26 protein-coding genes are annotated in these 22,388 nt (G+C 75.7%); 9 read left to right on the forward strand and 17 right to left on the reverse strand.

Features of this window, described 5'->3' with window-relative positions:
- The 4 genes from ACI8AB_RS13805 to ACI8AB_RS13820 form a co-directional block, all read right to left on the reverse strand.
- Positions 1–1,534, reverse strand: a 1,534-nt coding sequence (locus ACI8AB_RS13805) for a hypothetical protein (RefSeq protein WP_456950571.1), incomplete at its 3' end; no start/stop codon positions are given.
- 7 nt (positions 1,535–1,541) lie between these two features.
- Positions 1,542–3,050 carry a leucyl aminopeptidase family protein gene (locus ACI8AB_RS13810; RefSeq protein ID WP_456950572.1) on the reverse strand — a complete coding sequence of 503 codons (1,509 nt, stop codon included), beginning with the start codon at positions 3,048–3,050 and terminating at the stop codon, positions 1,542–1,544.
- A gap of 107 nt (positions 3,051–3,157) precedes the next feature.
- Positions 3,158–3,325, reverse strand: coding sequence for a DUF3117 domain-containing protein (locus tag ACI8AB_RS13815; RefSeq protein WP_012947303.1), 168 nt, complete (start codon positions 3,323–3,325; stop codon positions 3,158–3,160).
- A 75-nt stretch (positions 3,326–3,400) separates the two neighbouring features.
- On the reverse strand, positions 3,401–4,054 hold the full coding sequence (locus ACI8AB_RS13820) for a DNA-3-methyladenine glycosylase I (RefSeq protein ID WP_456950573.1): 654 nt from the start codon (positions 4,052–4,054) through the stop codon (positions 3,401–3,403).
- Positions 4,055–4,171: 117 nt separating this feature from the next.
- Between ACI8AB_RS13820 and ACI8AB_RS13825 the strand changes: the two genes are divergently transcribed.
- A complete protein-coding gene (locus ACI8AB_RS13825) occupies positions 4,172–5,347 on the forward strand; it encodes a DUF222 domain-containing protein (protein ID WP_456950574.1) in 1,176 nt (391 codons plus the stop codon).
- A 145-nt stretch (positions 5,348–5,492) separates the two neighbouring features.
- Here the strand turns inward: ACI8AB_RS13825 and ACI8AB_RS13830 are convergent, their stop codons facing one another.
- The 4 genes from ACI8AB_RS13830 to ACI8AB_RS13845 all read right to left on the reverse strand — a co-directional run bounded on the left by ACI8AB_RS13830 (position 5,493) and on the right by ACI8AB_RS13845 (position 8,081).
- Positions 5,493–5,774: a winged helix-turn-helix transcriptional regulator gene (locus tag ACI8AB_RS13830; protein ID WP_179717690.1), complete on the reverse strand. Its 282-nt coding sequence runs from the start codon at positions 5,772–5,774 to the stop codon at positions 5,493–5,495.
- The gene (locus tag ACI8AB_RS13835) at positions 5,771–6,088 is read right to left on the reverse strand and encodes a VOC family protein (protein ID WP_456950575.1); all 318 of its coding nucleotides are present in this window, start codon (positions 6,086–6,088) and stop codon (positions 5,771–5,773) included. The genes ACI8AB_RS13830 and ACI8AB_RS13835 overlap by 4 nt, the downstream gene beginning before the upstream one ends.
- Before the next feature lie 183 nt (positions 6,089–6,271).
- Positions 6,272–7,600, reverse strand: a complete 1,329-nt coding sequence (locus ACI8AB_RS13840) for a YegS/Rv2252/BmrU family lipid kinase (protein ID WP_456950669.1) — start codon at positions 7,598–7,600, stop codon at positions 6,272–6,274.
- A gap of 331 nt (positions 7,601–7,931) precedes the next feature.
- A complete protein-coding gene (locus ACI8AB_RS13845; RefSeq protein ID WP_456950576.1) occupies positions 7,932–8,081 on the reverse strand; it encodes a hypothetical protein in 150 nt (49 codons plus the stop codon).
- A 381-nt stretch (positions 8,082–8,462) separates the two neighbouring features.
- On the opposite strand from ACI8AB_RS13845, the gene ACI8AB_RS13850 reads away from it, so the two are divergent.
- Positions 8,463–9,356: a tyrosine-type recombinase/integrase gene (locus ACI8AB_RS13850; protein ID WP_456950577.1), complete on the forward strand. Its 894-nt coding sequence runs from the start codon at positions 8,463–8,465 to the stop codon at positions 9,354–9,356.
- 463 nt (positions 9,357–9,819) lie between these two features.
- Here ACI8AB_RS13850 and ACI8AB_RS13855 read toward each other — a convergent pair whose 3' ends face one another.
- Positions 9,820–10,716: a DMT family transporter gene (locus ACI8AB_RS13855; RefSeq protein ID WP_456950578.1), complete on the reverse strand. Its 897-nt coding sequence runs from the start codon at positions 10,714–10,716 to the stop codon at positions 9,820–9,822.
- Positions 10,717–10,787: 71 nt separating this feature from the next.
- Between ACI8AB_RS13855 and ACI8AB_RS13860 the strand changes: the two genes are divergently transcribed.
- Positions 10,788–11,123 (forward strand): hypothetical protein, encoded by a 336-nt coding sequence (locus ACI8AB_RS13860; protein WP_456950579.1) that lies wholly within the window; start codon positions 10,788–10,790, stop codon positions 11,121–11,123.
- A gap of 72 nt (positions 11,124–11,195) precedes the next feature.
- Here ACI8AB_RS13860 and ACI8AB_RS13865 read toward each other — a convergent pair whose 3' ends face one another.
- Both ACI8AB_RS13865 and ACI8AB_RS13870 read right to left on the reverse strand, forming a co-directional pair.
- The gene (locus ACI8AB_RS13865; RefSeq protein WP_456950580.1) at positions 11,196–12,044 is read right to left on the reverse strand and encodes an ABC transporter permease; all 849 of its coding nucleotides are present in this window, start codon (positions 12,042–12,044) and stop codon (positions 11,196–11,198) included.
- On the reverse strand, positions 12,041–13,087 hold the full coding sequence (locus ACI8AB_RS13870) for an ATP-binding cassette domain-containing protein (protein WP_456950581.1): 1,047 nt from the start codon (positions 13,085–13,087) through the stop codon (positions 12,041–12,043). Before ACI8AB_RS13870 ends, ACI8AB_RS13865 begins: the two co-directional genes overlap by 4 nt.
- A gap of 15 nt (positions 13,088–13,102) precedes the next feature.
- Between ACI8AB_RS13870 and ACI8AB_RS13875 the strand changes: the two genes are divergently transcribed.
- Both ACI8AB_RS13875 and ACI8AB_RS13880 read left to right on the forward strand, forming a co-directional pair.
- Entirely contained in the window at positions 13,103–13,807 is a 705-nt protein-coding gene (locus ACI8AB_RS13875; protein WP_456950582.1) for a TetR/AcrR family transcriptional regulator C-terminal domain-containing protein, read from the forward strand.
- A 57-nt stretch (positions 13,808–13,864) separates the two neighbouring features.
- A complete protein-coding gene (locus tag ACI8AB_RS13880; protein WP_456950583.1) occupies positions 13,865–14,494 on the forward strand; it encodes a LysE family translocator in 630 nt (209 codons plus the stop codon).
- Between the two features lies 1 nt (position 14,495).
- Here the strand turns inward: ACI8AB_RS13880 and ACI8AB_RS13885 are convergent, their stop codons facing one another.
- Entirely contained in the window at positions 14,496–15,293 is a 798-nt protein-coding gene (locus ACI8AB_RS13885) for a MerR family transcriptional regulator (protein ID WP_456950584.1), read from the reverse strand.
- 105 nt (positions 15,294–15,398) lie between these two features.
- Here ACI8AB_RS13885 and ACI8AB_RS13890 point away from each other — a divergent pair, with 105 nt between their 5' ends.
- Positions 15,399–15,866, forward strand: coding sequence for a DUF2243 domain-containing protein (locus tag ACI8AB_RS13890; RefSeq protein WP_456950585.1), 468 nt, complete (start codon positions 15,399–15,401; stop codon positions 15,864–15,866).
- Entirely contained in the window at positions 15,863–16,588 is a 726-nt protein-coding gene (locus tag ACI8AB_RS13895; protein WP_456950586.1) for a cytochrome c oxidase assembly protein, read from the forward strand. The genes ACI8AB_RS13890 and ACI8AB_RS13895 overlap by 4 nt, the downstream gene beginning before the upstream one ends.
- Here the strand turns inward: ACI8AB_RS13895 and ACI8AB_RS13900 are convergent.
- Genes ACI8AB_RS13900 through dapE form a run of 4 tightly spaced genes read right to left on the reverse strand, consistent with a single transcriptional unit; the run spans position 16,576 to position 19,381 of the window.
- Positions 16,576–17,040, reverse strand: a complete 465-nt coding sequence (locus tag ACI8AB_RS13900; RefSeq protein WP_456950587.1) for an SRPBCC family protein — start codon at positions 17,038–17,040, stop codon at positions 16,576–16,578. The genes ACI8AB_RS13895 and ACI8AB_RS13900 overlap by 13 nt on opposite strands.
- The gene (locus ACI8AB_RS13905) at positions 17,033–17,428 is read right to left on the reverse strand and encodes a DivIVA domain-containing protein (protein ID WP_456950588.1); all 396 of its coding nucleotides are present in this window, start codon (positions 17,426–17,428) and stop codon (positions 17,033–17,035) included. Before ACI8AB_RS13905 ends, ACI8AB_RS13900 begins: the two co-directional genes overlap by 8 nt.
- A gap of 7 nt (positions 17,429–17,435) precedes the next feature.
- Entirely contained in the window at positions 17,436–18,278 is an 843-nt protein-coding gene (locus tag ACI8AB_RS13910) for an LOG family protein (RefSeq protein ID WP_387986273.1), read from the reverse strand.
- Positions 18,275–19,381, reverse strand: coding sequence for a succinyl-diaminopimelate desuccinylase (gene dapE / locus ACI8AB_RS13915; protein ID WP_456950589.1), 1,107 nt, complete (start codon positions 19,379–19,381; stop codon positions 18,275–18,277). The genes ACI8AB_RS13910 and dapE overlap by 4 nt, the downstream gene beginning before the upstream one ends.
- A gap of 53 nt (positions 19,382–19,434) precedes the next feature.
- Between dapE and dapD the strand changes: the two genes are divergently transcribed.
- Positions 19,435–20,409, forward strand: coding sequence for a 2,3,4,5-tetrahydropyridine-2,6-dicarboxylate N-succinyltransferase (gene dapD, locus ACI8AB_RS13920; protein WP_456902307.1), 975 nt, complete (start codon positions 19,435–19,437; stop codon positions 20,407–20,409).
- 54 nt (positions 20,410–20,463) lie between these two features.
- Here dapD and ACI8AB_RS13925 read toward each other — a convergent pair whose 3' ends face one another.
- Positions 20,464–21,570: an alpha/beta fold hydrolase gene (locus ACI8AB_RS13925; protein WP_456950590.1), complete on the reverse strand. Its 1,107-nt coding sequence runs from the start codon at positions 21,568–21,570 to the stop codon at positions 20,464–20,466.
- A gap of 134 nt (positions 21,571–21,704) precedes the next feature.
- Between ACI8AB_RS13925 and ACI8AB_RS13930 the strand changes: the two genes are divergently transcribed.
- Positions 21,705–22,388, forward strand: coding sequence for a hypothetical protein (locus ACI8AB_RS13930; protein ID WP_456950591.1), 684 nt, complete (start codon positions 21,705–21,707; stop codon positions 22,386–22,388).

Genomic DNA, 22,388 nt, shown 5'->3' on the forward strand with positions numbered 1-22,388 from the left:
ATGGAGGTTTCCGGGCCCGGGGGCCCGGGGGGCCCCGCCCCGGCGGGGCGCCGCCCCCCCGGGGGGGGCCCCCCCCCCCCGCGGCACCGAGGCCCAGCACCGCGGCGAGCCCGAGCGCGCTGCGCGGCGCGTAGGCCGCCCGCCACAGCCCGCCGTGGACGGCGGCGTACGCCTCGTCCTGCCACGGCTGCTCGTGCCGCGGCCCGCCTCCGGTGTGCAGGTCGTGCACCAGCAGCGCGGCCATGAGCACGTTCGACGTCGCCGGCTCGAACACCTCGACGCCGAAGCGGTGCGCCCCGGCGTAGGCGGCGGCCAGCGCGCGGTTCTTCACCACCGAGCGGGTGCGGGTGGGCGGCGCGACGTTCATCGACACCGTCGTCCCGGCCGCCCGCGCGACGGTCGCCCGCCACCGCTGCAGCCGCTTGGCCAGCGCGTAGTTCGGGCCCTGCTGCGCGACCAGGCTGTCGCTGATGCCCGGGTCGGTGCCCGGCACGTACGCCCGCTGCAGCAGCCGCCCGGCCGAGAGGGTGCGCAGCGGCCGGCCGAGGAGCTTGCCGGCGCGGGAGCGGCCGGCGTAGGCGCGCGCCGACTGCTCGACGGCGTCGCCCGGGACGGCGAAGACGTCGGTGGGCGTGGCGAGGAAGGCCAGCGCGAGGTCGGGACGGTCGCGCTGCAGGCGGAGGGTGAGCGCGTCGACCGCCGCCGACACCCGCACGTTGGTGGCGCCGTCGGCGTAGACGTAGTCGCCGAGCACCGGGTCGCCGGGCAGGCCGGCCACCCAGTCGCCGACGGCGGGCACCTCGCGCACGAGGTCGGCGCCCGCGGTGCCGGCGAGGTCGCCGTCGTCGGCGGTGGCGGGCAGCAGCAGCCGTCCGGCGCCGCGGCGGGCGGTGTCGAGCACCCGCCGCCACAGGTCCGGCCGCGGCAGGTCGACCCCGGCCACGGTGGCGCCCCACCGCAGCAGCGCCGTCAGCGGGCCCATCTCCGCGCCCGCGCCGAGCACGACGACGGTCCGGCCGGGCAGCGCCAGCCACTCCGGGTGCGCGGCCACGGTGCGCACCGCCTCGCCGAGGCTGGGTTCGGCGATGCCGCCCTCGACCCAGGTGTCCACCTGGCGCAGCAGGTCGTCGCCGCGCAGCCGCCGGCCGTGGAAGGGCAGCGTGAACTCGCGCTCGGGCTCGGCGGTGCCGGCCACCTCGCGGGTCCGCAGCACCCGGCCGGCCGGCGCCGCGGGCAGCGCGGCCAGCGGCTGCTCGCCGTCGTCGGCGGCCACCCGCAGCCGGGCGTGCACGGCGTCCAGGCCCGCCGCGGCGATGGCCCGGGCCGCGTCCGGGGAGGCGAGCCCCGCCTCGACCAGGCGGCGGAAGTGCACCAGGTAGCCCGCCCGCCAGTTGGTCTCGGACTCGGCGGCGCGGGCGCCGGTCGGGTCGACCGGGCGCAGCGCGTCGGCGACGACGGCGCGCCCGACCGCCGCGGTGCTGCGCCGCCCGTCGGGGCCGGCGGGGAAGACGACTCCGGTGTCGTCGGTGCTCATGGGCTCCTCAGTCCGTCACGGTCGGCGGCGGGTCGAGCGGGGCGCCGGCCTCCAGCCAGCGCAGCAGCGTGCGGACGCCGAACCCGGTGCCGCCCTTGACCACCTCGGCGTCGTCGGAGCCGGCCCGGGCCGGGCCCGCGATGTCGAGGTGCGCCCACGGCAGGTCGCCGGCGAACGGGCGCAGGAACAGCGCGGCGGTGGTGCCGCCGGGGTTGCCGGGGGCGTTGTTCGCGTCGGCGACGTCGCTGTCGAGCAGGTCGGCGTACTCCTCGGCCAACGGCATCCGCCAGACCCGCTCGCCGGCGTGCAGCGCGGCGGTGGACAGCGCGCCGGCCAGCCCGTCGGTGGTGGCGTACAGCCCGGCCGTGCGGGCGCCGAGCGCGGTGCGCATCGCGCCGGTGAGCGTGGCGACGTCGACCAGCGCGGTGGCGCCGAGGTGCAGCCGGGCGTGGGCGAGGCCGTCGGCGAGCACCATCCGGCCCTCGGCGTCGGTGTTCCTGACCTCGGTGGTGCGCCCGCCGACGTGCCGGACGACGTCGGCCGGCCGGTAGGACGACCCGGACACCGCGTTCTCCGCGGCCGGGACGACGGCGGTGACCGCGACCGGCAGCCCCAGCCGCGCGGCGGCGTCGACCGCGGCGAGCACCGCCGCTCCCCCGGCCATGTCGGTCTTCATCTCGCGCATGCCGGGGCCGCGCTTGATCTGCAGGCCGCCGGTGTCGAACGTGATGCCCTTGCCGACCAGCACCGGCCGGCCGGGCCGGGCGCCGGGCGGCTCGTACGCGGCGACGACGACCCGCGGCGGGGACGCCGAGCCGCCGCCGACGGCGAGCACGCCGCCGAAGCCGCCCGCGGCGAGCTCCTCGGGGCCGAGCACGGTGACGGTCACGTGCGGCAGCCCGGAGAGCCGCTCGACGGCCTGCCCGGCCAGCCAGGCGGGGTCCTTCGTGTTGCTCGGGGTGTTGACCAGGTCGCGGGCCCAGGCGACGGCGGACCCGGTGACCTGCCCGGCGCGGGCAGCGGCGACGACGGCCGGGTCGTCGGCGCCAGCGGCGACCACGGTGACGGTGGCCAGCCGGCGCGGGTGCGGCTTCGACGTCTCGCGGAACCGGTAGCCGGCCAGCAGCGCGGCCTCGACGGCGGCGCGGACCTCGTCGGCGCCGGCGGGGGCGGCAGCGCCGTCGAGGGGCAGGACCAGCCGGGTGGCGCCGTGCTCGGCGAGGGTCTGCGCGCGGCGCACGGCGGTGGCGACGTAGCCGCGCAGGTGCGGCAGCGTCCCGTCGCCCAGGCCGACGGCGACGACGCTGCGCGGGGAGCGGCCCGGGACGGGCAGGTCGGTGACCTTGCCGGGCCGTCCGGTGTTGCCGGTGTCCTGGAGCGCGCCGGCGAGCAGGTCGGCCGGGACCGGCGGGGCGGTGCCGGGGGCGGGCGAGGTCAGCCAGGTCGGCAGCGTGCCGCCGGACCCGACCGGGACGGCGAGGACGTCGTCCCCTGTGAGGTGCGGCAGGCGGGCCACCAGTTCGACCTGCGGCAAGGGTGCGGCCCCGGTCGCCGGCGTGCTGCCGGTGGCCGGGGCCGCGTCGTCCTGCGCGGTGCTGCCCGAGGGCGAGCTCGCGGGGACGTTCAGCTGGTCGCGCCCTTCAGCGCCTCGGACAGCGCCGCGGCCTCGTCGGGGGACAGTTCGACGACCAGCCGGCCGCCGCCCTCGAGCGGCACCCGCATGACCAGGCCGCGCCCCTCCTTGGTGACCTCCAGGGGACCTTCACCCGTGCGCGGCTTCATGGCCGCCATGCGTGCCTCCTTCGCCGGCCACCCGTCGCCCCTGTGCGGCTGCGGTGTGGCTGTGTCTCGGTGCAGTGAGCTCCGCTACCCATGATCCCGTATGACTGCCGCGGAACCAACCGGAGCCCCCTCCCGGGTGGCGCGGAAGCAGGTCGCGACGTGGTCGTCGACCATGCCGGTGGCCTGCATGAGGGCGTAGGCGGTGGTCGGTCCGACGAAGACGAAGCCCCGCCGCTTGAGCTCCCTGGCCATCGCGGTGGACTCCGGACTGGTGGCCGGGACGTCGGCGAGAGTGGCCGGTCGCGGGCGCCCTCCCGTCGGCGCGAACGACCACAGCAGCGCCGAGAGACCCTCGGGGACCTCCTGCGCGGCGCGGGCGTTGCGGATCGCGGCGGCGATCTTGGCGCGGTTGCGGACGATGCCGGCGTCGGCCATCAGGCGGGCCTCGTCGTCGGCGGTGAAGGCGGCGACGGCGTCGATGGAGAAGCCGGCGAAGGCGGCCCGGAACGCGGGGCGCTTGCGCAGGATGGTGATCCAGGACAGGCCGGACTGGAACGCCTCGAGGCAGAGCCGCTCGAACAGGGCGTCGTCGCCGTGCAGCGGGGTGCCCCACTCCTCGTCGTGGTAGGCGACGTACTCGGGGGCGCTGTCGCCCCAGGCGCAACGCACGCGGTCGGTGGTCGGCACGGGCTCCACGACGGTGACGCTAGTGCCGCCGTCCGACAGGTCGGTCGTCATGGACACCTCCTACGGCCGTCCGGCCCGGCTGCACGACGGCGATCGGAGATCTGTGGACGGACCGCTGACCTGGGGATTCAGGGTGCAGGCGGTCGTCGGACCCACTAGACTTCGATCATGTGTTCGGGTGAGCCGGGAAGCGGTGACGTCCTCGACGACGTCGCCGCGCTGGTCGCCGAGCGCAACCGGATCGACGCCCGCCTCGCCCGCGCGGTCCGTGCCGCGGAGCTGTCCCGGGCGCCGGAGCGCGACGGCCTGGCGTCGATGGCCTCGTGGTTGCGCGGGCACTGCCGGCTCTCCGGTGCCGCCGCCGCGCGGCTGGTGCGCACCGGGCGGGCACTGGAGCACCTGCCCGCCCTCGCCGAGGCACACGACGCCGGACTGGCGACCTCGGAGCAGATGGCGAAGGCGGCCGAGGCGGTGACACTGGAGCGGCTGGCCTCGGCCGTCGAGCAGGGCGTGGACCTGGCGGTGATCGACGCGGTCTTCACCGGCGTGGCGGTCGAGCAGCCGCACGCCGACCTGGCTCAGGTGGTGCAGCACTACTGCAACGACCTCGACCCGGACGGGCCCGAACCGGACCCCACCGAGGGGCGGTCGTTGACGCTGGCCCGGCACGCCGACGGCTCCCTCACCATCCGCGGGCACCTGGACGCCGTGGGCGGCGAGAAGCTGCAGGCCGCACTCGAGGCGCACGTGCAGGCCGACCGCCCCGCCGGCGACGGGCGCACCCGCGCCCAACGCCTCGGGGACGCGCTGGTGCAGGTCGCCGACAACGCCCTCGCCGCCGGGTCGCTGCCGACGCTGCGGGGGCATAGGCCGCAGATCGCCGTCGTCATCGACCTCGACAACCTGGTCGACCCGCACGGGCGTCCGAACGCCGGGCGGATGGGCTTCGGCGCCACCATCTCCGCCGCCCGCGCCCGCTGGCTGGCCTGCGACGGCGCCGTCTCCCGCGTGGTCTTCGGTCCCGACGGCGCCCCGCTGGACCTCGGCCGGGAGCAGCGGCTGATGAGCCGCCACATCCGCCGCGCCGCCGAACTCCGCGACGGCGGGTGCGTGTTCACCGGCTGCAGTGCACCGACCTGGTGGTGCGACGTCCACCACCTGGTCCACTGGATCGACGGCGGCGACACCAGCCTCGACAACGCAGCCCTGCTGTGCGAACGCCACCACACCAAGGTCCACCACGGGTTCCGCGTCGAGCGACAACCGAGCGGCACCTGGCGCACCCGCCGGCCCGACGGCACCGAGATCACCACCCCGGCACCCCTGCTCGCACCCGTCGCCTGAGAGCCACTCCGGTCACGTGCGGGACCAGGAGCTGTCCTGCGGAGAACACGAGCCGTCACTGCTGCCGGTGCCCCTGAGCGGCCCACCATGAGACAGGCCCCGCCGCGGCTGAGCCCCTGTAGCGCATCGCGATTCCACACCACCCCTAGGCCTGCTCGGCGCCCCAGCGTGCGAGCGCGACGATCGCCTCGCGTAGGGCAAGCCCGCGATCGGTCAGCGCGTAGGCCCGGGTGTTGTGCCGGAGCGGCAGACGGGTCAGCACGCCGGCCGCTTCGAGCTCGCGCAGGCGGGTCGCGAGCATGTTCGTCGGCACTCCGAGGTCGCGCTGCAGATCGCCGTAGCGCTGCGGCCCGTCGAGCAGCCGCTCCACGACGAGCAGTGCCCACCGTGCTCCGACGATGTCGAGGGCGGCGGCGAGGTCGCTCACGCGGTCGGATCGTCGTCCGGCTTCATCCAGAACGGCGAGTAGTGGTAGCCGTCGGGGTCGTCGAACTGGCGCTGGTACATGAAGGGGTAGTCGTCGGTGTCACCGATCCGCCCGCCGGCGGCGCCGGCGCGCTCGGTGAGCTCGTCGACCGCCTCGCGGCTGCCGAGGTCGAACGAGACCGTGACCTTCGAGGGCGTGTGAGGTCCGCCGACCAGCTCCTCGACGCCGCCAACGCTCGCGTACATCTCGCGGCTGGCGAGCATGACGTACTGCTCGGGCGCGATCGCGAAGCACGAGACGTTGTGATCGGACATCTCGGCGTTGAGGGTTCAGCCGAGGGCGGTGTAGAAGGCGGTTGCGCGCTCGACGTTCTCGACCGGGCAGGTGATGAAGAGGCTCATGCGGGCCCCACTTGCAAAATGCAAGTGCGACGTCAAGTCCCGGCGGAGCGCTCAAGTCGAGAACGGTTCACCGGAAGCGGCGCCCCAGGAAGCGCCTCATGTCCCCGATCGATGTCCCTCAGGCCGCCTTGAGGGACGCGGTGAGTCTGCGTTCGTCGTCGCCGGAGCCGGATCCCCTGCGGGAGACCGGCGGTTGGCTCCCCGCTTCGCCCGGAGGTCGCCGTTGCGCGTTTCCTGGCGGGACAGCGTCTGCGCCTTGCCGCTCAGGGGCCCTCGGTGGCCGCTGAACTCCTCGACGACCGGGAGGCGGGCCGGATAGCTGCTCGGCCCACGTCCGCGCCTGCAGGGCGCAATTGATCGCCACGGCGCGGTCACTGGCGCGGAACAGGAAGCCCACGCGGGCGGCGGTGCGGACGAATCACCCTGCTCCGTGGCGGAGGGAGCCGGCGCTCCTCGTCCCAGGAGGGCCCGTGACCGCGAGGAGAGTGGAGATTGGCGGTCGGGGAAGTCCGTGCCGACCATCACCCGCAGCGCGTTGGCCTCGAGCGCGATCCGCACCGGCGTGCGTCCGCGGATCTCGCCGTCGACGTCGAGCGCGAGGGGCGGGTCGGTCTCCACCCAGACCTCGCCGGCCGTAAGGAACCGGGTGCGGGCCAGCGGCCGGCGGGGCCCGAGGACCGTCTGGCGGACGGTCGCGAGGCTCAGCCGGAGCCGGTTGGCGTCGCCGAGCCGGTACACCACCAGCTCGCGGTCGTCGAGGCCGGTGTCGGAGGCGATCGCCCGGCCGGCGTGGTGACTGCCGTTGGCGATGTTGAGCTGGTGGGTTACGAGTTCGTGGACCTCCTCGCCGATGCGCAGGCGCGCGGTGAAGGGCCGGTGGCCGGGCAGCAGGGCGAGCGCGGTCAGCGGATAGGCAGCGCGGCCGAGTACCCGCTTGAGCCGGTGCGGAACGTGCTCGGCGACCTGCACCGACAACCCCAGGCTGGTCAGATTGGCGAAGTGGCGCCCGGCCACGTGGCCGAGGTCGACGTCGGCGACCCTGCCGGCGGTGAGCACGCCCAGGGCGGCGGGCAGGCGCAGCGGCAGACCGAGGCCGCGGGCGAAGTTGTTGGTCGTGCCGAGCGGAACCACGCCGAGGCAGACGTCGCGGTGGGCGAGCTGGTGCGCGGCCTCGCTCAGCGTGCCGTCGCCGCCGCCCACCACCACGAGGTCAGCGCCGCTGTCGGCCGCGGCGGCGAGCGCCTCGGGCAGGCCCCCAGGGTCGGCGACCGGGCGCACGTCGACCAGCTGCACGGTGGCCTGCAGCCGTTGGTGCACCGCCGCGAAGTGACGGCGTCCCCGGCGGGACCGGACGTTGACGACCAGCGCGGTGCGGCGCCGGGCGCGGATGTCGGCGTCCAGTGTCGCCTTCGACCGCTGGTGCATAGGTCCCGTCACGACGATCTCCGTCCTCCCGGCGCGGGTGGTTGCCCTCGCGAGCGCCGCCCGGACGGCAGCGGCAACCTCGGCGGGACCTTGACATCCGGGGCCGGAAAGCCCCGTCCGTCGAGGATCCCTCGCCGACGACGGTGACCGCGGGCCCGCTGACGCGTCCCTGAGGGCGGCCTATGGCACCGGCCGCGGCTCGCCGCCAGCTGCTCTGGCAGGCGCCACACCTGCTGGCTTCTGCCGGCGCTTCGCCGAAAGCGGGTCGTCCGGAGTCGAACCGGAACGTGTGGCTCGATGCTCTGCCGTTGAGCTACGACCCTCTTCCTCGTCAGAGGGTGCGGTTGCCTTCGACCGCCTTTCGCAACGCAATCAGCTCACCATGGACCTTTCCGGTTCCAAGTTGAACCGCGAGTGCGATGATGCCGACCTGCAGGGCCAGACCGATCACGAGCAGGATGAGGAATCCGCCTGTGTTCACTTCTTCTGTTCTCCCTGAGTAACAGCGAGGGCGACTGTCCTGGGTCACTTCGGTCGGCCGACGTCATCACTCAAGTCGAGAGACAGGGTCAGCTTCGGTCCGATTGACGTGCGTACCCCCGGGGGACTTGGCCCTGGGTCGCTGACGTCCTTGACTGGCCGCCTCCTCGACCTTCAGACGGCACATCCTCGGCCCCAGCCGTCCGCCTGGTGTGTCCTAAGGTGGGCCGCTCTGTCGCACCCCGGTCCGGCCGGGCGGTCGACGCGGGCCTCTCACACCGATAGGCGACAGCTGATCCCTCGTTCGCGTCTGCTTGGGCAAGGCCGCGGCGCGATCGGGGCCAGTCCTCGGCTGTTGCCCGTCCGGTCGCGTATGACACCTGTGATCTTGCCGTCCTCCGGGCATGCGGCCTGGGATGAGCTCGCCGCCTGGCGGCTGTCCCGCTACAAGCCCTCCACCCAGCAGACCTACGCCAGCTATCTGCCGCGCTGGAGCAGGTGGTGCGCCAACCGGCGCATCGATCCGCTGGCCGCCCGCCGCGCCGACGTCGAGCTGCGGCTGCGCGCCGTCGCCGACTCCGGGCTCTCCCGCGCCTCAGTGGCCGCGCACTACGACGCCGTCGCCAGCCTCTACCGCCTGGCGTATGAGGAGGAGCTGGTCCCGGCCGATCCCTGCGCCCGCGTCACCCGGCCGAAGATCCAGCGCGAGCTGCAGCGCCGGAAGGTGCTCACCGTGCTGGAGTACGCCGCGTTCCTCACCACCGCCCGCACCTTGGGTACCAGCCACCACGCCATCGCGGTGCTCGGCGGAATGATGGGCCTGCGCGCCACGGAGATGGCCACCCTGACCGTGCCGTCCTTCGGCACCGTCCGCGGCTACGCCACCCTCACCGTCCTGGGCAAGGGCGACAAGCCCGCCCGCGTGCCGGTGCCCATCCCCGCCCTCGGCGCCGTCCAGGTCGCCATCGACGGCCGCACCGCCGGGCCGCTGCTGCGGACCCGGACCGGCGCCGGCATGGACCGGCGCACCGTCTACCGCTACGTCGCCGCGACCGCCAAGGCAGCCGGGATCTCCCGGTCCATCGGCCCGCACGCACTGCGTCGCACCGTGGGCACCGTCGGGCTCAACCAGGGCATCCCGCTGCGCGATGTGCAGCGACTGCTGCGCCACGCCCGCCCGGGGACCACCCTGGGCAGCTACGACATCACCGGCGAAGCCCTGGAGCGCCACGCCTCCCACCAGGTCGCCGGCTTTCTCGCCGGCTGGGCCGGCTGAGCTTTGTCCTTGAGCGGCCCACTTTGGGCGATTGGGGCGCGCAGGGCCGTAGTCCCCTCCTGGGCGGGATCGACGACTCTTAGCATCGGCCCATGACTCGGAAGCCACTGCGGTGCCGCTTCGGGTTTCACTCCTACGTCCAGCGACATCCGGACGGCGAGCAGCCCTTGAGTGTGGACGACAAAATCTGCCGGAGGTGCGGCAAGCGCACGGGCGCCCCGTTCGCGTGGGCGCCGCACGTCTTTCCCGGGTGATGTTCTCAGCGATGGTGGCGGAGGGGTAAGCGACCAGAACGTGGCCCTAAAGCCGCCTTCAGGGACACGGGCAGCGGCGCACACGGTCTGCAGGACCGGCCTCAGGCACGCGCGGCGCTGGGCACCGTCGCCCGTCCGTGCACGTCGTGCAACCGACAGTCCGCGACCGCCTCCGCGGGCGGCTGTCCGCCCCGGCGTGACCGCGGGCCTCAGGGGACCGCGGCGTCCACCGCAGCGGGAGCCGGAGCCGGGGCGTTGCGCCGGGTGGCGAGCACGCAGCCGACGAGCACCAGGGGCAGCCCGACGGCGAGGCCGAGGGTGAACGGCTCCCCGAGGAGCAGGACGCCGGCCAGCACGGCGACCGCCGGGTTCACGAACGTGATCACCAGCGCCCGCTGCGGCCCGACCTCGCGGATGAGCGCGAAGAACAGCACCAGCGCCACCGCCGTGCACACCACCCCGAGCGCGACCAGCGACGCCAGGGCGGGCACCGACGCGTCGGCCACCTCCCCGACCCGTGGCAGCGCGAACGGCGCGTACACCAGGGCGGTGATCGTCAGCGCGAGCGCGCTGACCGCCACACCCGGGACGTCGGCCAGCGACCGGCTGGCCACCAGCGGCGCGGTGCCGTAGCCGACGACCACCAGCACGACGGCGAGCACCGGCAGCAGCGCGATGCCCTCCACGTCGAGCCCGAGCAGCGCGGCGATGCCGACGACGCCCAGCCCCATGCCCGCGAGCCGCACCGGCGTCAGCCGCTCCTCACCGCCCAGCAGCCGCGCGGCCAGCGCGGCGACGAACGGCACCGACGCCACCAGCAGCCCGGTCAGCGAGCTCGACAGCGACACCTCGGCGTAGGACAGCAGCAGCCACGGCCCGGTCATCTCCAGGACCGTGAACACCAGCAGCGCCCGCCAGTGCCGCAGCGCCGGCCGCACCTGCCCGCGGGCGAGCGTCCACGGCAGCAGCAGCGCCGCTCCGATCACGCACCGGGCGAAGACGACGACCACCGGCGACGTCTCCTCGACCGCCACCTTGATCAGCAGGTAGGGCACTCCCCAGATGACCGACATGGCCAGGAACAGCGCCCATCCGCGACGACTCACCGCGACATCCTCACCGATCCGGTGCGCGTCCCCGTTGCGCATCCCCGGTGACCGGCGTTGGACTCCTCGTCGTGGACCCCGGCCGGCGCTTCGACCTCCTGGTGGAGGCCCTCGCCACCCGGCCCGGCGTCGGCCCGCCCGGCGCGGGCGGGGGGCGGGGCTTCGGTTCGGGCGCGCTCACCGTCGACGGGTCCATCTTCGCGATGGTCGTCGGCGGCGCGCTGGTGCTGAAGCTGCCGCGTCACCGCGTCGAGGGCCTGGTCACCGCCGGCACCGGACTGCCCTTCGCCGCGGCCAACGGCACCCCGATGCGCGAGTGGGTCGCCATCGACCACGGCACACCCGAGTCCGACCTCGCCCTCGCCGAGGAGGCCATGGCGTTCGTGGCCGCCCGCCGGCGCAGGTGAGGTGCTGGGACGGCCACCCTTCAGGGGCCCGCGCCGAGCTCGCGAGGCGTGGGGGGAAGGGTGGTCCTTCCCCTACTCGGGGCGGCTGAACAGCCAGGCGGCGACGGCGAGCAGCGCGGCGCCCACCCCGGCCACGACGACGACGTCGAGCCAGACCGGCACCGGCCAGTCGCCCCAGTGCAGCGCGACGGCGTCGGCGGCGGCGGGGTCGACGTACCGGAGGACCAGCCGCCGCACGGCGTCGACGCCGTAGGTGATCGGGTTGGCCAGCGCCAGTACGTGCAGCCACCCCGGCAGCGCGCCGCTGACCGGGAAGAAGGCGCCGGACAGGAACATCAGCGGCGCGAGCAGCAGCTGCACCCGGGGCATCACGGTCTGGATCTGGTCGACGCGGACGGCGATGACCAGGCCGAGCGCGGTGATCGAGAACGCGACAAGGAACAGCAGCGCGATCGTGCCCACGATCATCAGCGGCGCGTACGGGACGCCGACCAGCCCGGCGAGCGCCAGCAGGACGACCGACTGCAGCGTCGCCACGGTCGCCCCGCCCAGCGCCTTGCCCAGCACGATGCTGGTCCGGCTGACCGGCGCGACGAGCATCTCCCGCAGGAAGCCGAGCTCGCGGTCCCAGACGATGGAGATCGCCGAGAAGACGGCGGTGAACATGACCGAGGTGGCCAGCACGCCGGGGAACAGGAACGTCGAGTAGTCGGCGTCGCCGAAGGTGTCGACCGGGATCGTGGCGCCCAGGCCCTCGCCCAGCACGAACAGGAACAGCAGCGGCTGGGCGAACGACGACAGGATCCGGCCGCGGTCGGTGCGGAACCGCAGGAGGTCGCGGCGCCAGACGACCTTCACCGCGCGCAGCTCGTGCCGCAGCCCGCGGCCGGCGAGCCGGACGGGAGCGGTGGTCGCCGTCATCGCCGGCCTCCCCGGAGCATCGCCGCCACCATCGGGCTGCGGCCGGCCGCGGCCTGGCGGTCGGCCATGCGCGCGCCGGTGTAGGCCAGGAACACGTCGTCCAGCGTCGGCCGGGACACGCTCACCGAGCGCACCGTGAGGCCGAGCTCGAACAGCCGCGGCACGAACTGCTCGCCGTCGGGGGTGAGGACGACGAGCGCGCCGCCCTCCCGCTCCGTCTCCACGCCCAGCCGCTCGCGCACGAGCGCCTCGGCGGCGTCGTCGTCCGTGGTCACGACCCGCACCCGGTCGTGCCCCACGCTGGCCTTGAGCGCCGAGGGCGTGTCCAGCGCGCCGATCCGGCCCGCGTCGACGATCGCGATGCGGTCGCAGCGCTCGGCCTCGTCCATGTAGTGCGTGGTGAGGAAGACGGTGATGTCCTCCTCGGCGCGCAGCCGGTCGACGTAGCGCCACAACGACGCCCGCGACTCCGGGTCCAGCCCGATGGTCGGCTCGTCGAGGAACAGCACGCGCGGGGAGTGCAGCAGCCCACGGGCGATCTCCAGCCGGCGCTTCATGCCGCCGGAGAAGGTGCGCACGAGCGAGGCGCGGCGGTCGGTCAGGCCGACCATCTCGAGGACGACGTCGATCCGCGGCGCGACCTCGGCCCTGGGCATCCCGTAGATGTCGGCGTGGAAGCGGAGGTTCTGCTCGGCGGTCAGGTGGTCGTCGAGGGTCGTCTCCTGGAACACCAGGCCGATGTGCCGGCGCACCTCGGTGCGGTCGCGGACGACGTCGAAGCCGGCCACGCGGGCGGTGCCGGCGGTGGGTCGCAGCAGCGTGCACAGGATCTTGATGGTCGTGGACTTGCCCGCACCGTTCGGACCGAGGAAGCCGAACAGCTCTCCCCCGCGCACCGACAGGTCGATGCCGCGCACGGCCTCGACCTCGTCGAACGTCTTGACCAGACCGGCGACCTCGACCGCGGGCGGACGGTCGGCAGCGGCCTCCCCCGAAGGGGTCCCTAACGCCGTTAGAGTCACTCTGCCAGCGTCCTCGAACACCGTTAGAGTGTCAAGGTGCCGATCTCGAGGGACGACGTCGTCCGCGCCGCCGTCGAGGTGCTCGACGACGAGGGCCTCGCGGGGCTGACCCTCCGCGGGGTCGCCGCGCGGCTGGGCGTGAGCGCGCCGACGCTCTACTGGCACGTCAGGGACAAGCGGCACCTCCTGGACCTGGTGGCCGACTCCGTCCTGGCGGAGGTGCCGGAGAGCACGCGGGCGCCGCGCCCGGGCGAGCCGGTCTGGGAGTGGCTGGCCGAGGCGAGCCGGGCGCGCCGGGCGCTGCTGCTCGCCCACCGCGACAGCGTCCAGGTGGTGGCCGGCAACCGGCCCACCGAGGTGGCGCTGCCCGGCATCGAGCGCACGCTGCGCGCCCTGGTGGAGGCGGGGCTGGAGCCGGGTGAGGCGGTGCGCGTGGTCACCGCGCTGGGCTCGTTCGTCCTCGGGGACGCGCTGGAGACGCAGACGGCGCTGGACCGGCCGACGGGCGAGCCGGGCGGCGGACCGCCCGGCGACCCGGACCGCTTCCCCATCCTCGCGGCCGCGGTCCCCACGGCCGGCGGCGACGAGGAGCGGTTCGAGGAGGGTCTGGCGCTGTTCCTCGACGGGCTGCGCGCCCGCCTGGAGCGCCGCGACCGCGCCCGGCGCGAGGCGGCCCTCGACTGCCCGGGTCCGGAGGTGGAGCGCCTGGGCCCGGGGGCGCCGGTCCCCGCGCGGGACTGACCCCGGCACCCCTCGGGACGCACCGGCCCGCGGTGGCCGCTGCGTACCGTCGGCCGCGTGGAGTGGTCGGGGTACGGGACCTTCGTCGTCCTCGCGGTCGTGCTGGTCCTCGTGCCGGGGCCGGACGTCGCCGTCGTCATGCGCAACACCCTCGGCGGCGGCCGGGTGCGCGGCTCGTGGAGCGCGGTCGGCATCACCGTCTCCAACGTCCTGCAGGGTGCGGCGGCCGCGACCGGCCTGGCCGCGCTGGTCGTCCGCGTGGAGCCGCTGTTCCAGGCGATCCGCTGGGCGGGGGTCGCCTACCTGACGTTCCTCGCGCTGCAGGCGTTCCGCTCGGCGGTGCGCGGCCGCTACCCCGACCTCGGCGACGGCGGGCCCGACGCCGGGCGGGCCGCGCTCACCGGCCTGCGCCAGGGCTTCCTCAGCAACGTGACCAACCCGAAGGTGCTCGCCTTCTACCTCGCCGTCCTGCCGCAGTTCCTCGCGCCGGGCACCGCCGTGCCGGTGCTGCTGGCCTACGCGCTCACCCACGCGGCGGTCGGGCTGGTCTGGCTGCTCCTGCTCGTGGCGGGGCTGTCCCGGGCGCGGCGGGTGCTGGCGCGCCGCCCGGTCCGCCGGGCCCTCGACGCGTTCACCGGCTGCGCGCTGCTCGCGTTCGGCGCACGGCTGGCGGTCTCGCGCGGCTGACTCAGGCCACCTCGACGTGCGGGGCGTCCGGGTCGGCGTCCCGCGGGCTCCGGTAGACCTCCGCCGGGCTGCCCGCGCGCTCGAGCCCGCGGGCGTCCACCCAGGCGCCGACCGCGTCGTAGGCCCCCAGGATCCCGGGGAACTCCGCCTGCCGGCGGGACAGGCGGGTGACCGCCTCGCGCCCGGCGTGCTGCAGCCGGATCCGCAGCTCCCCCGCCGGCACCACCCGGCCGGTGAACGGCTGCACGACCTCGACCGGCCCGTCGCCGTCCTCGGTGACCGTGCCGTGGTAGACGACCCGCAGGGGGCCGGCGGGGGCGGCGCCGGAGCGCTCCAGGTGGGCGGCGATCTCGCCGGACGCGCCGGTGACGAACCCGTCCAGCTCGTCCACGGTCAGCCGCCGCTCGGCGGTCAGCACGGTCCGCTCGGGCACCGCGCGCAGGGACACCTCGTACACGTCGTCCTCCTCCGTCGGTTCCGCGGTCAGCGCGGCGACCAGCGCGCGGCGGCGCCGGACGTCGTCCTCGACGCCGGCCCACCAGCGGGCGACGGCGGCGCGCCGCTCCCGCGGGCCGAGGTCGACGACGTCGCGCACGCGGGCCAGGGGCATGCCCGCGCGGCGCAGCGCGGCGATCAGCCGGGCCCGCTCGACCTGCCCGGCCGCGTAGCCGCGGTAGCCGCTCCACGGGTCCACCGCGTCGGGCACGAGCAGCCCCTGCTCGGCGTACAGCCGCAGCGCCTTGGCCGACAGCCGGGTGCGCCGCAGGAACTCGCCGGCCCGCAGCAGGTCTCCGCTCACGCCGACGAGCGTGCGGCACGCCCCAGGGGCACGGTCCAGCCGGGCCCGTTTCCCGGCGGCACCGGCCGGGCAGCGCCCGGGGACACGCGACGACGGGAGGGCCCCGTGCCCGACGCACTCCCCCGGCCCGCGCCCCGGCGCCGGCTGCTGGTCTCCGGCCTGCTGCTCGGCGCCGGCACCGCGGGCGCGGTGGACGAGATCGTCTTCCACCAGCTGCTGCACTGGCACCACTTCTACGACCGGGCCGGCGGCGCGGCCGGCCTGGTCTCCGACGGGCTGCTGCACGCCGGCACGTTCTCCGCCGCGGTCGCGGGGCTGGCGCTGCTGGCCGACGCCCGCCGCCGCGGCCCGTTCGCCGCCGTCCTGTGGTGGGGCGCGGTGCTCACCGGCGCCGGCGCCTTCCAGGTGTGGGACGGCCTGGTGCACCACAAGCTGCTGCGGCTGCACCAGGTGCGCTACGGCGTCGACCTCACCGGCTACGACGTCGCGTGGGTGCTGCCCGGCGTGGCGCTGCTGGCCGCCGGGGTCCTGCTGCTCCTGCGCGCGCGGGGACGCCCGGTCCCGCGCCCGTGACCGCCGTCCTCGCGCTGCTGCTCGCCGCGGCCGCCGCCTACGTCGCCGCCACCTGGCGCTGCCGCCGTCCGTGGCCGCTGGCCCGCACCGCCGCGTGGCTCGCCGGGCTGGCCGCCGCCGCGGGGGCGGTCGCCGGGCCGGGCACCGCCCACACGGACCTGCACGCGCACATGGCCGCGCACCTGCTGGTGGGCATGGTCGCCCCGCTGCTGCTCGTGCTCGCCGCCCCGGTCACCCTCGCGCTGCGCGCCCTGCCGCCGCCGGCCGCGCGCCGGCTGGCCCGGCTGCTGCGCACCGCCCCCGCCCGGTGGCTGGCCGACCCGCTGGTCGCCGTCCCGCTCAACGCCGCCGGGCTGTGGCTGCTCTACGGCACGGGGCTCCACACCGCCGTCGCGCACCGGCCGGTCCCGGCCGCGCTCGTCTGGCTGCACGTGCTGGTCAGCGGGTACCTCGCCACCGCCGCGGTGCTCGCCGTCGACCCGGCGCCGCACCGCCGGCCGGTCGCCGTGCGCGCGCTGGCGCTGGCCGGCGGGGCGGCCGCGCACGACGTCCTGGCCAAGGCCCTCTACGCCTCCCCGCCCGCGGGCACCGTCGGCGCCCAGGAGGGCGCGCGGCTCATGTACGACGGCGGCACGGTGGTCACCGTGCTGACGGCGGCGCTGCTGTGGCGGCGCTGGTACGTCAGCCGCGACGCGGTCCGGGCGGCCGCTCAGCCGGGATAGGTGCGGGCGAAGCGGGCGAACCGGCGCAGCGCGACCCGGAAGCCCGCGACGACGAACGGGCGCGCCAGCGGCCAGCCGGCCCGGCCGAGCAGCCCGAACGGCGGGTACCACCGTTCGGTCAGGACCAGGTCGGTGCCGCCCCCGGCGGGCGTCAGCTCGAAGATGCCCGGCCCGCGCACGATCCGGCCGGTGTGCTGGACGACCACCCGCCGCGGCGGGTCCCACTCGGTGACCACCATCGTGTCCAGCACGCCGAGGTGCCGGCCGCGCCGCCACGGCAGCGGGACGCCCGTCCGCGCGGCCAGCCGCACGCCGACCCCCTCCTCCGCGGCGGTGACCACCTCGACGTCGGTCGCCGGCATCCACCGCCCCTGGCCGCGCCAGTCGGTGAGCGCCGCCCACACCTGCTCCTGGGGCGCCGCCACGTGCACCGGCAGGACCAGCTCAGGCATCGCGGCGCGCCCCGTCCCCGGTCGGCGCCCCGCCCGCCCCGTCGCCGTCCGGCAGGGGCAGGTCGGGGTCGGTGTCGGCGTCGGCGGCCCGCGGCGGCGGCACCGCGCGCAGCGCCGCGATCGCCTCGTCCCGCTCGTCCAGCGCCAGGGCCAGCTGCTCGAGCAGCCAGTCCACCTCGCTCATCCGGTAGCCGCGGACGGCCACCGACACCTGCAGGCCGCGCACGTCCTCGCCGGTCACCGGCCGGTCGTCGGGCAACTCGACCGGCGAGCGGTCCAGCTCGGCCGGCGGCTGGGTCTCGCCGCGGCCGAGCAGCAGCGACCCGCCGAGGAACAGCAGCGCCCCCACGACGGCGACCGCGGCGGTCCCGACCAGCAGGGACAGCACGGCCGCCTCAGCCCTCGACCGGCTCGACCGGCGGGGCCAGCGGCGCCCGCATGCCCCCGCCGCCGTCCCCGTTCTGCCGGGCGGTCTCCGCCTCGCGGACCAGCGCGAGGACCTCGTCGACGTCGTCGGTGACGGTGAACAGGTCCAGGTCGCCGGCGTTGATCGTGCCCGCCTCGACCAGCGTGCCGCGGATCCAGTCGACCAGGCCCGACCAGTACGCGCTGCCGAACAGCACCACCGGGAAGCGGGTGACCTTGCGGGTCTGCACCAGCGTCAGCGCCTCGAACAGCTCGTCGAGGGTGCCGAAGCCGCCGGGGAGGATGACGAAGGCCTGCGCGTACTTCACGAACATCGTCTTGCGGACGAAGAAGTAGCGGAAGCTGATGCCGAGGTCGACCCACTCGTTGAGCTCCTGCTCGAACGGCAGCTCGATGCCCAGGCCCACCGACAGCCCGCCGGCCTCCGAGGCGCCGCGGTTGGCCGCCTCCATCGCGCCCGGCCCGCCCCCGGTGATGACCGCGTAGCCGGCCCGCGCCAGCGCCGCGCCGATCTCCACGCCGGCCGCGTAGTGCGGGTGGTCGGGCTTGGTGCGGGCGCTGCCGAACACGCTGACCGCCCGCGGCAGCTCGGCGAGCAGGCCGAAGCCCTCGACGAACTCGCTCTGGATGCGCAGCACGCGCCACGGGTCGGTGTGCACCCAGTCGGTCGGCCCGCGGCGGTCGAGCAGCCGCTGGTCGGTCGTCGTCCCGACCGCCTGCGGGTCCGGCTCGCCGCCGCGCAGCATGATCGGGCCCCGGTGACGGGTCGGGCGCGGCCTCCGCGCCCCGTCGGGCGGCGGGGTGGTCGTCATGCGCTGCCTCCGGACAGGTAGGCGGTCAGGGCGTCCTCGGCCGGCTGCAGCCGGTCCACGAGCACGGACTCCTCGCGGGTGTGCGCGAGTCGGGGGTCCCCGGGGCCGTAGTTGACCGCCGGGATGCCGAGGGCGGCGAACCGGGCGACGTCGGTCCAGCCGAGCTTGGCCCGCGCCGGCCGGCCGACGGCGGCGACGAAGGCCGCGGCGGCGGGCTCGGTCAGCCCGGGCAGCGCGCCGCCGGCGTTGTCGACGACGGTCAGCGTGGCGCCGCCGGCCAGCGCGTCGGCGAACACCTCGCGGACGTGGGCCTCCGCGGCGTCCTCGTCCCGGTCAGGGGCGTAGCGGAAGTTGACCGTCACCCGGCACTGGTCCGGGACGACGTTCCCCGCGACCCCGCCCTCGACGCGGACGGCGTTGAGCCCCTCGCGGTAGGTGCAGCCGTCGATCTCGACCTGCCGCGCCTCGTAGGCCGCCAGCGTGCCGAGGATCCCCGCGGCGCCGTGGATCGCGTTCACCCCGAGCCAGCTGCGCGCCGAGTGCGCCCGGCGGCCGGTCACCTCCAGCACCGCCCGCAGCGTGCCCTGGCAGCCGGCCTCGACCTCGCCGTCGGTGGGCTCCAGGAGGACGGCGAGGTCGCCGTAGAGCCAGCCGCGCCGCTCGCGGGCCACCCGGCCGAGGCCGCTCTTCGCGGACTCGACCTCCTCGTTGTCGTAGAAGACGAACGTGACGTCGTGCGCGGGTCCCGCCCCCGGGACGCCGAAGCGGCCGGCCAGCCGCAGCATGACGGCGTCGCCGGACTTCATGTCGCTGGTGCCGCAGCCGTAGACGCGCCCGTCCTCGAGCCGGCTGGGGACGTTGTCCGCGATCGGCACGGTGTCCAGGTGCCCGGCCAGCACGATCCGGGTGTCGCGGCCGAGCGTGGTGCGGGCCAGCACGGTGTTCCCGACCCGCTCGACCTCCAGGCCGCCGAGCGCCCGCAGCGCGGCCTCGACGGCGTCGGCGAGCAACCGCTCGTCGCCGGAGACCGACGGGGTGTCGACCAGCGCCCGGGTGAGGGTGAGGACGTCGGCGGACGGGTCCAGGTCGAGCGCGCCGGTCACGGTGCCCGAGCCTACGGGCGGGCGGCACGGCGTCGCTGGGTAGCGTCGGGACCGTGACCGCTCCCCGCTCCGCCGCCGCGGCCGGCATCGCGACCATCACCGCCTCCGGCACCGTCCTGGACACCTGGTACCCCTCACCCGCCCTCGGCGGCGACGGGCCGGCCGGGACCCACCAGCTCGGCACCCTGGAGCTGGAGGGCGAGCTCGGGCACGAGTTCTCCGGCCTGGTGCGCACCGACGACGCCCGCGGCGTGCGCGTGGTCGGCGTCCGGACGGTCATCGCCGACCTCGACGCCCCGCCGGCCGACGCCCACGACGTCTACCTGCGGCTGCACCTGCTCTCGCACCGGCTGGTGCGCCCGCACGGGATCAACCTCGACGGCGTCTTCGGCCTGCTGGCCAACGTGGCCTGGACCAGCGCCGGCCCGGTGCTCGCCACCGACCTCACCCCCGCCCGCCGCGCGACCCTGCGCGCGGCGCACGGGCACGTGACCGTGCTGTCGGTGGACAAGTTCCCGCGGATGGTCGACTACGTGGTCCCGTCGGGCGTGCGGGTCGCCGACGCCGACCGCGTGCGGCTCGGTGCGCACCTGGCCGAGGGGACGACGGTCATGCACGAGGGCTTCGTCAACTACAACGCCGGCACGCTCGGCCCCTCGATGGTCGAGGGCCGGATCAGCGCGGGCGTCGTCGTCGGCGCCGACAGCGACATCGGCGGCAGCGCGTCGATCATGGGGACGCTGTCCGGCGGCGGCAAGGAGGTCGTCTCGATCGGCACCGGCTGCCTGCTCGGCGCCAACTCCGGCATCGGCATCTCCCTCGGCGACGACTGCGTCGTCGAGGCCGGCTGCTACGTGACCGCAGGCTCGCGGATCACCCTGCCCGACGGGTCGGTGGTCAAGGGCCGCGAGCTGTCCGGCCGCGACGGGCTGCTGTTCCGCCGCAACAGCGTCTCCGGTGCCCTGGAGGCGCTGCCGCGCTCGGGCCAGTGGGGCGCCCTCAACGCCGCCCTGCACGCCAACGACTAGGACTCCGCGGGCATCTCCGCGGGAGTGCCCCGTGCACTCCCGCGGAGATGCACCTCAGGTCAGGCCGGCGGGCTCCTCGGCGGGGGCGTCGAGGTGCTCGAGCAGCGCGACGACGAACTCCTGCGGCCGCTCGACGTGCGGCGAGTGCCCCACCCCGGGCAGGACCACCTCGCGGTAGGCGCCGCCGGACGCGGCGTAGCGGTCGAGCACGGCGCGGGTCTGGGTGACCGTCGGCTGCGGCGGGCAGGCCTCGGCGCCCGGCCAGCCCGGCACGGCGCCGAGCTGCCCGAGGTACGCCAGGTCGAAGACCGAGGTGTCGGAGACGATCGCGTCGGCGTCGCCCCGGATCCACAGCACCGGCGGCTTGTCGGCCAGGTCGGCGACGCCGGAGACGTCGAACACCGTGGGCGCCATGGTGTTGAGCACCCCGCGCGTCCCCGGCGCGGTCCCCGGCCAGGTGTCGCTCGGCACCGCGTCGCCCGGGTAGTGGTCCTCGCCGGTGCGGGTGGACAGCATCGCGGCGACGAAGACGTCCTCGAGCTCCGGGTCCAGCGGCAGCGCGCCCGGCGCCACGTAGAAGGCGCGCAGCACCGACCGCGGTGAGGACGGCGACGCGTCGGAGGTGTCGCCCGCCGCCAGCGCCGCCACGAACTCCGGGTTGGCCAGTCCCCCGCCGGAGCCGGCGCCGTCGTCGGCCAGCCGCCGGCCGTCCGGTCCGGTGGTGCCGCCGAAACCGTGGGGCGACACCGGCGCGACCAGCGTCACCGAGGCCACCCGGCCCGGCGCGTCGAGCAGGTGCTGCAGGACGACGCCCCCGCCCATGCTCCAGCCGACCAGGTGCACCCGGTCCAGGCCCAGCGCGTCCAGCAGCGCGCCGAGGTCGTCGGCCCACTCGCGGACCCCGCGGCGCGCGTCGACCGGCAGCGGGTCGGTGTCGCCGTAGCCGCGCAGGTCGACGGCGAGCACCCGGTGCCGCCCGGTCCCGTGCACCGCCAGCAGCGTCTGCTGCCAGAACAGCGCGGAGCTCACGTTGCCGTGCACGAGGAGCACCGCCTCGCCGGGGCCGGCCGGGTCGGTGCCCTCGGGGTGCAGCACGTTCTGGGTGAGCCGCGCGGTGGGCACGCGGGTGGCGGTGATGCCGGGCAGCAGGACGTCGGGCATGCGGGCTCCAGGGGATCGCGGGCGGGAGGACGGCGGAGGCGGCCGTCACGGTAGCGATCACGCCCGTCCCACGACACCCGTCCGCACCGCGACGTCCGGGGTCCCGCCGGGGAGCGCACCTACAGTCGGGGGCGATGACCAGCGCACGGACGGCTCCGCCCCGCCGGCCGGCGACGGGTACCCGGCGCCCGCCCGCCAAGCGCCCCTCCGGCGGCCGGCCCGCCCCGAAGCGCACCCCCGCCCGGCGTCCCGCCGGCCGGACCCCGCGGCGCGGCGGCCCGGCCGCCCTGCGCACGTGGTGGCCCGCCTACCTGATCGGGATCGTCGTGGTGTTCGCCCTGGCGTGGAAGGCCGACCGGTCCGAGCCGCCCGCTCCGGCGGCGACCGGGATCTGCACCGTCCCCTCGACGTCGGTGACGCTGTCCGCCGAGCAGTGGAGCAACGCCCAGACGATCGCGGCCGTCGCCCGGCAGCGCGGGCTGCCCGAGCGGGCCGTGGTCATCGCGCTGGCCACGGCGATGCAGGAGTCGACGCTGCACAACCTCGACCACGGCGACCGCGACTCCCTCGGCCTGTTCCAGCAGCGGCCCTCGCAGGGCTGGGGCACCCCGGCGCAGGTGCAGGACCCGGTGTACGCGGCCGGCCAGTTCTACGACCGGCTGGTGCGGGTGCCCGGCTGGGAGACGATGCGCCTGACCGACGCCGCGCAGTGGGTGCAGCGCTCCGGTTTCCCCGAGGCCTACCAGCGCTGGGACGGCTTCGCGCAGGCGCTCACCACGGCGCTGGGCTCCGACGAGCGCGAGCGCAACTGCGGGTAG

The organism is Geodermatophilus sp. SYSU D00698 (assembly GCF_054050335.1).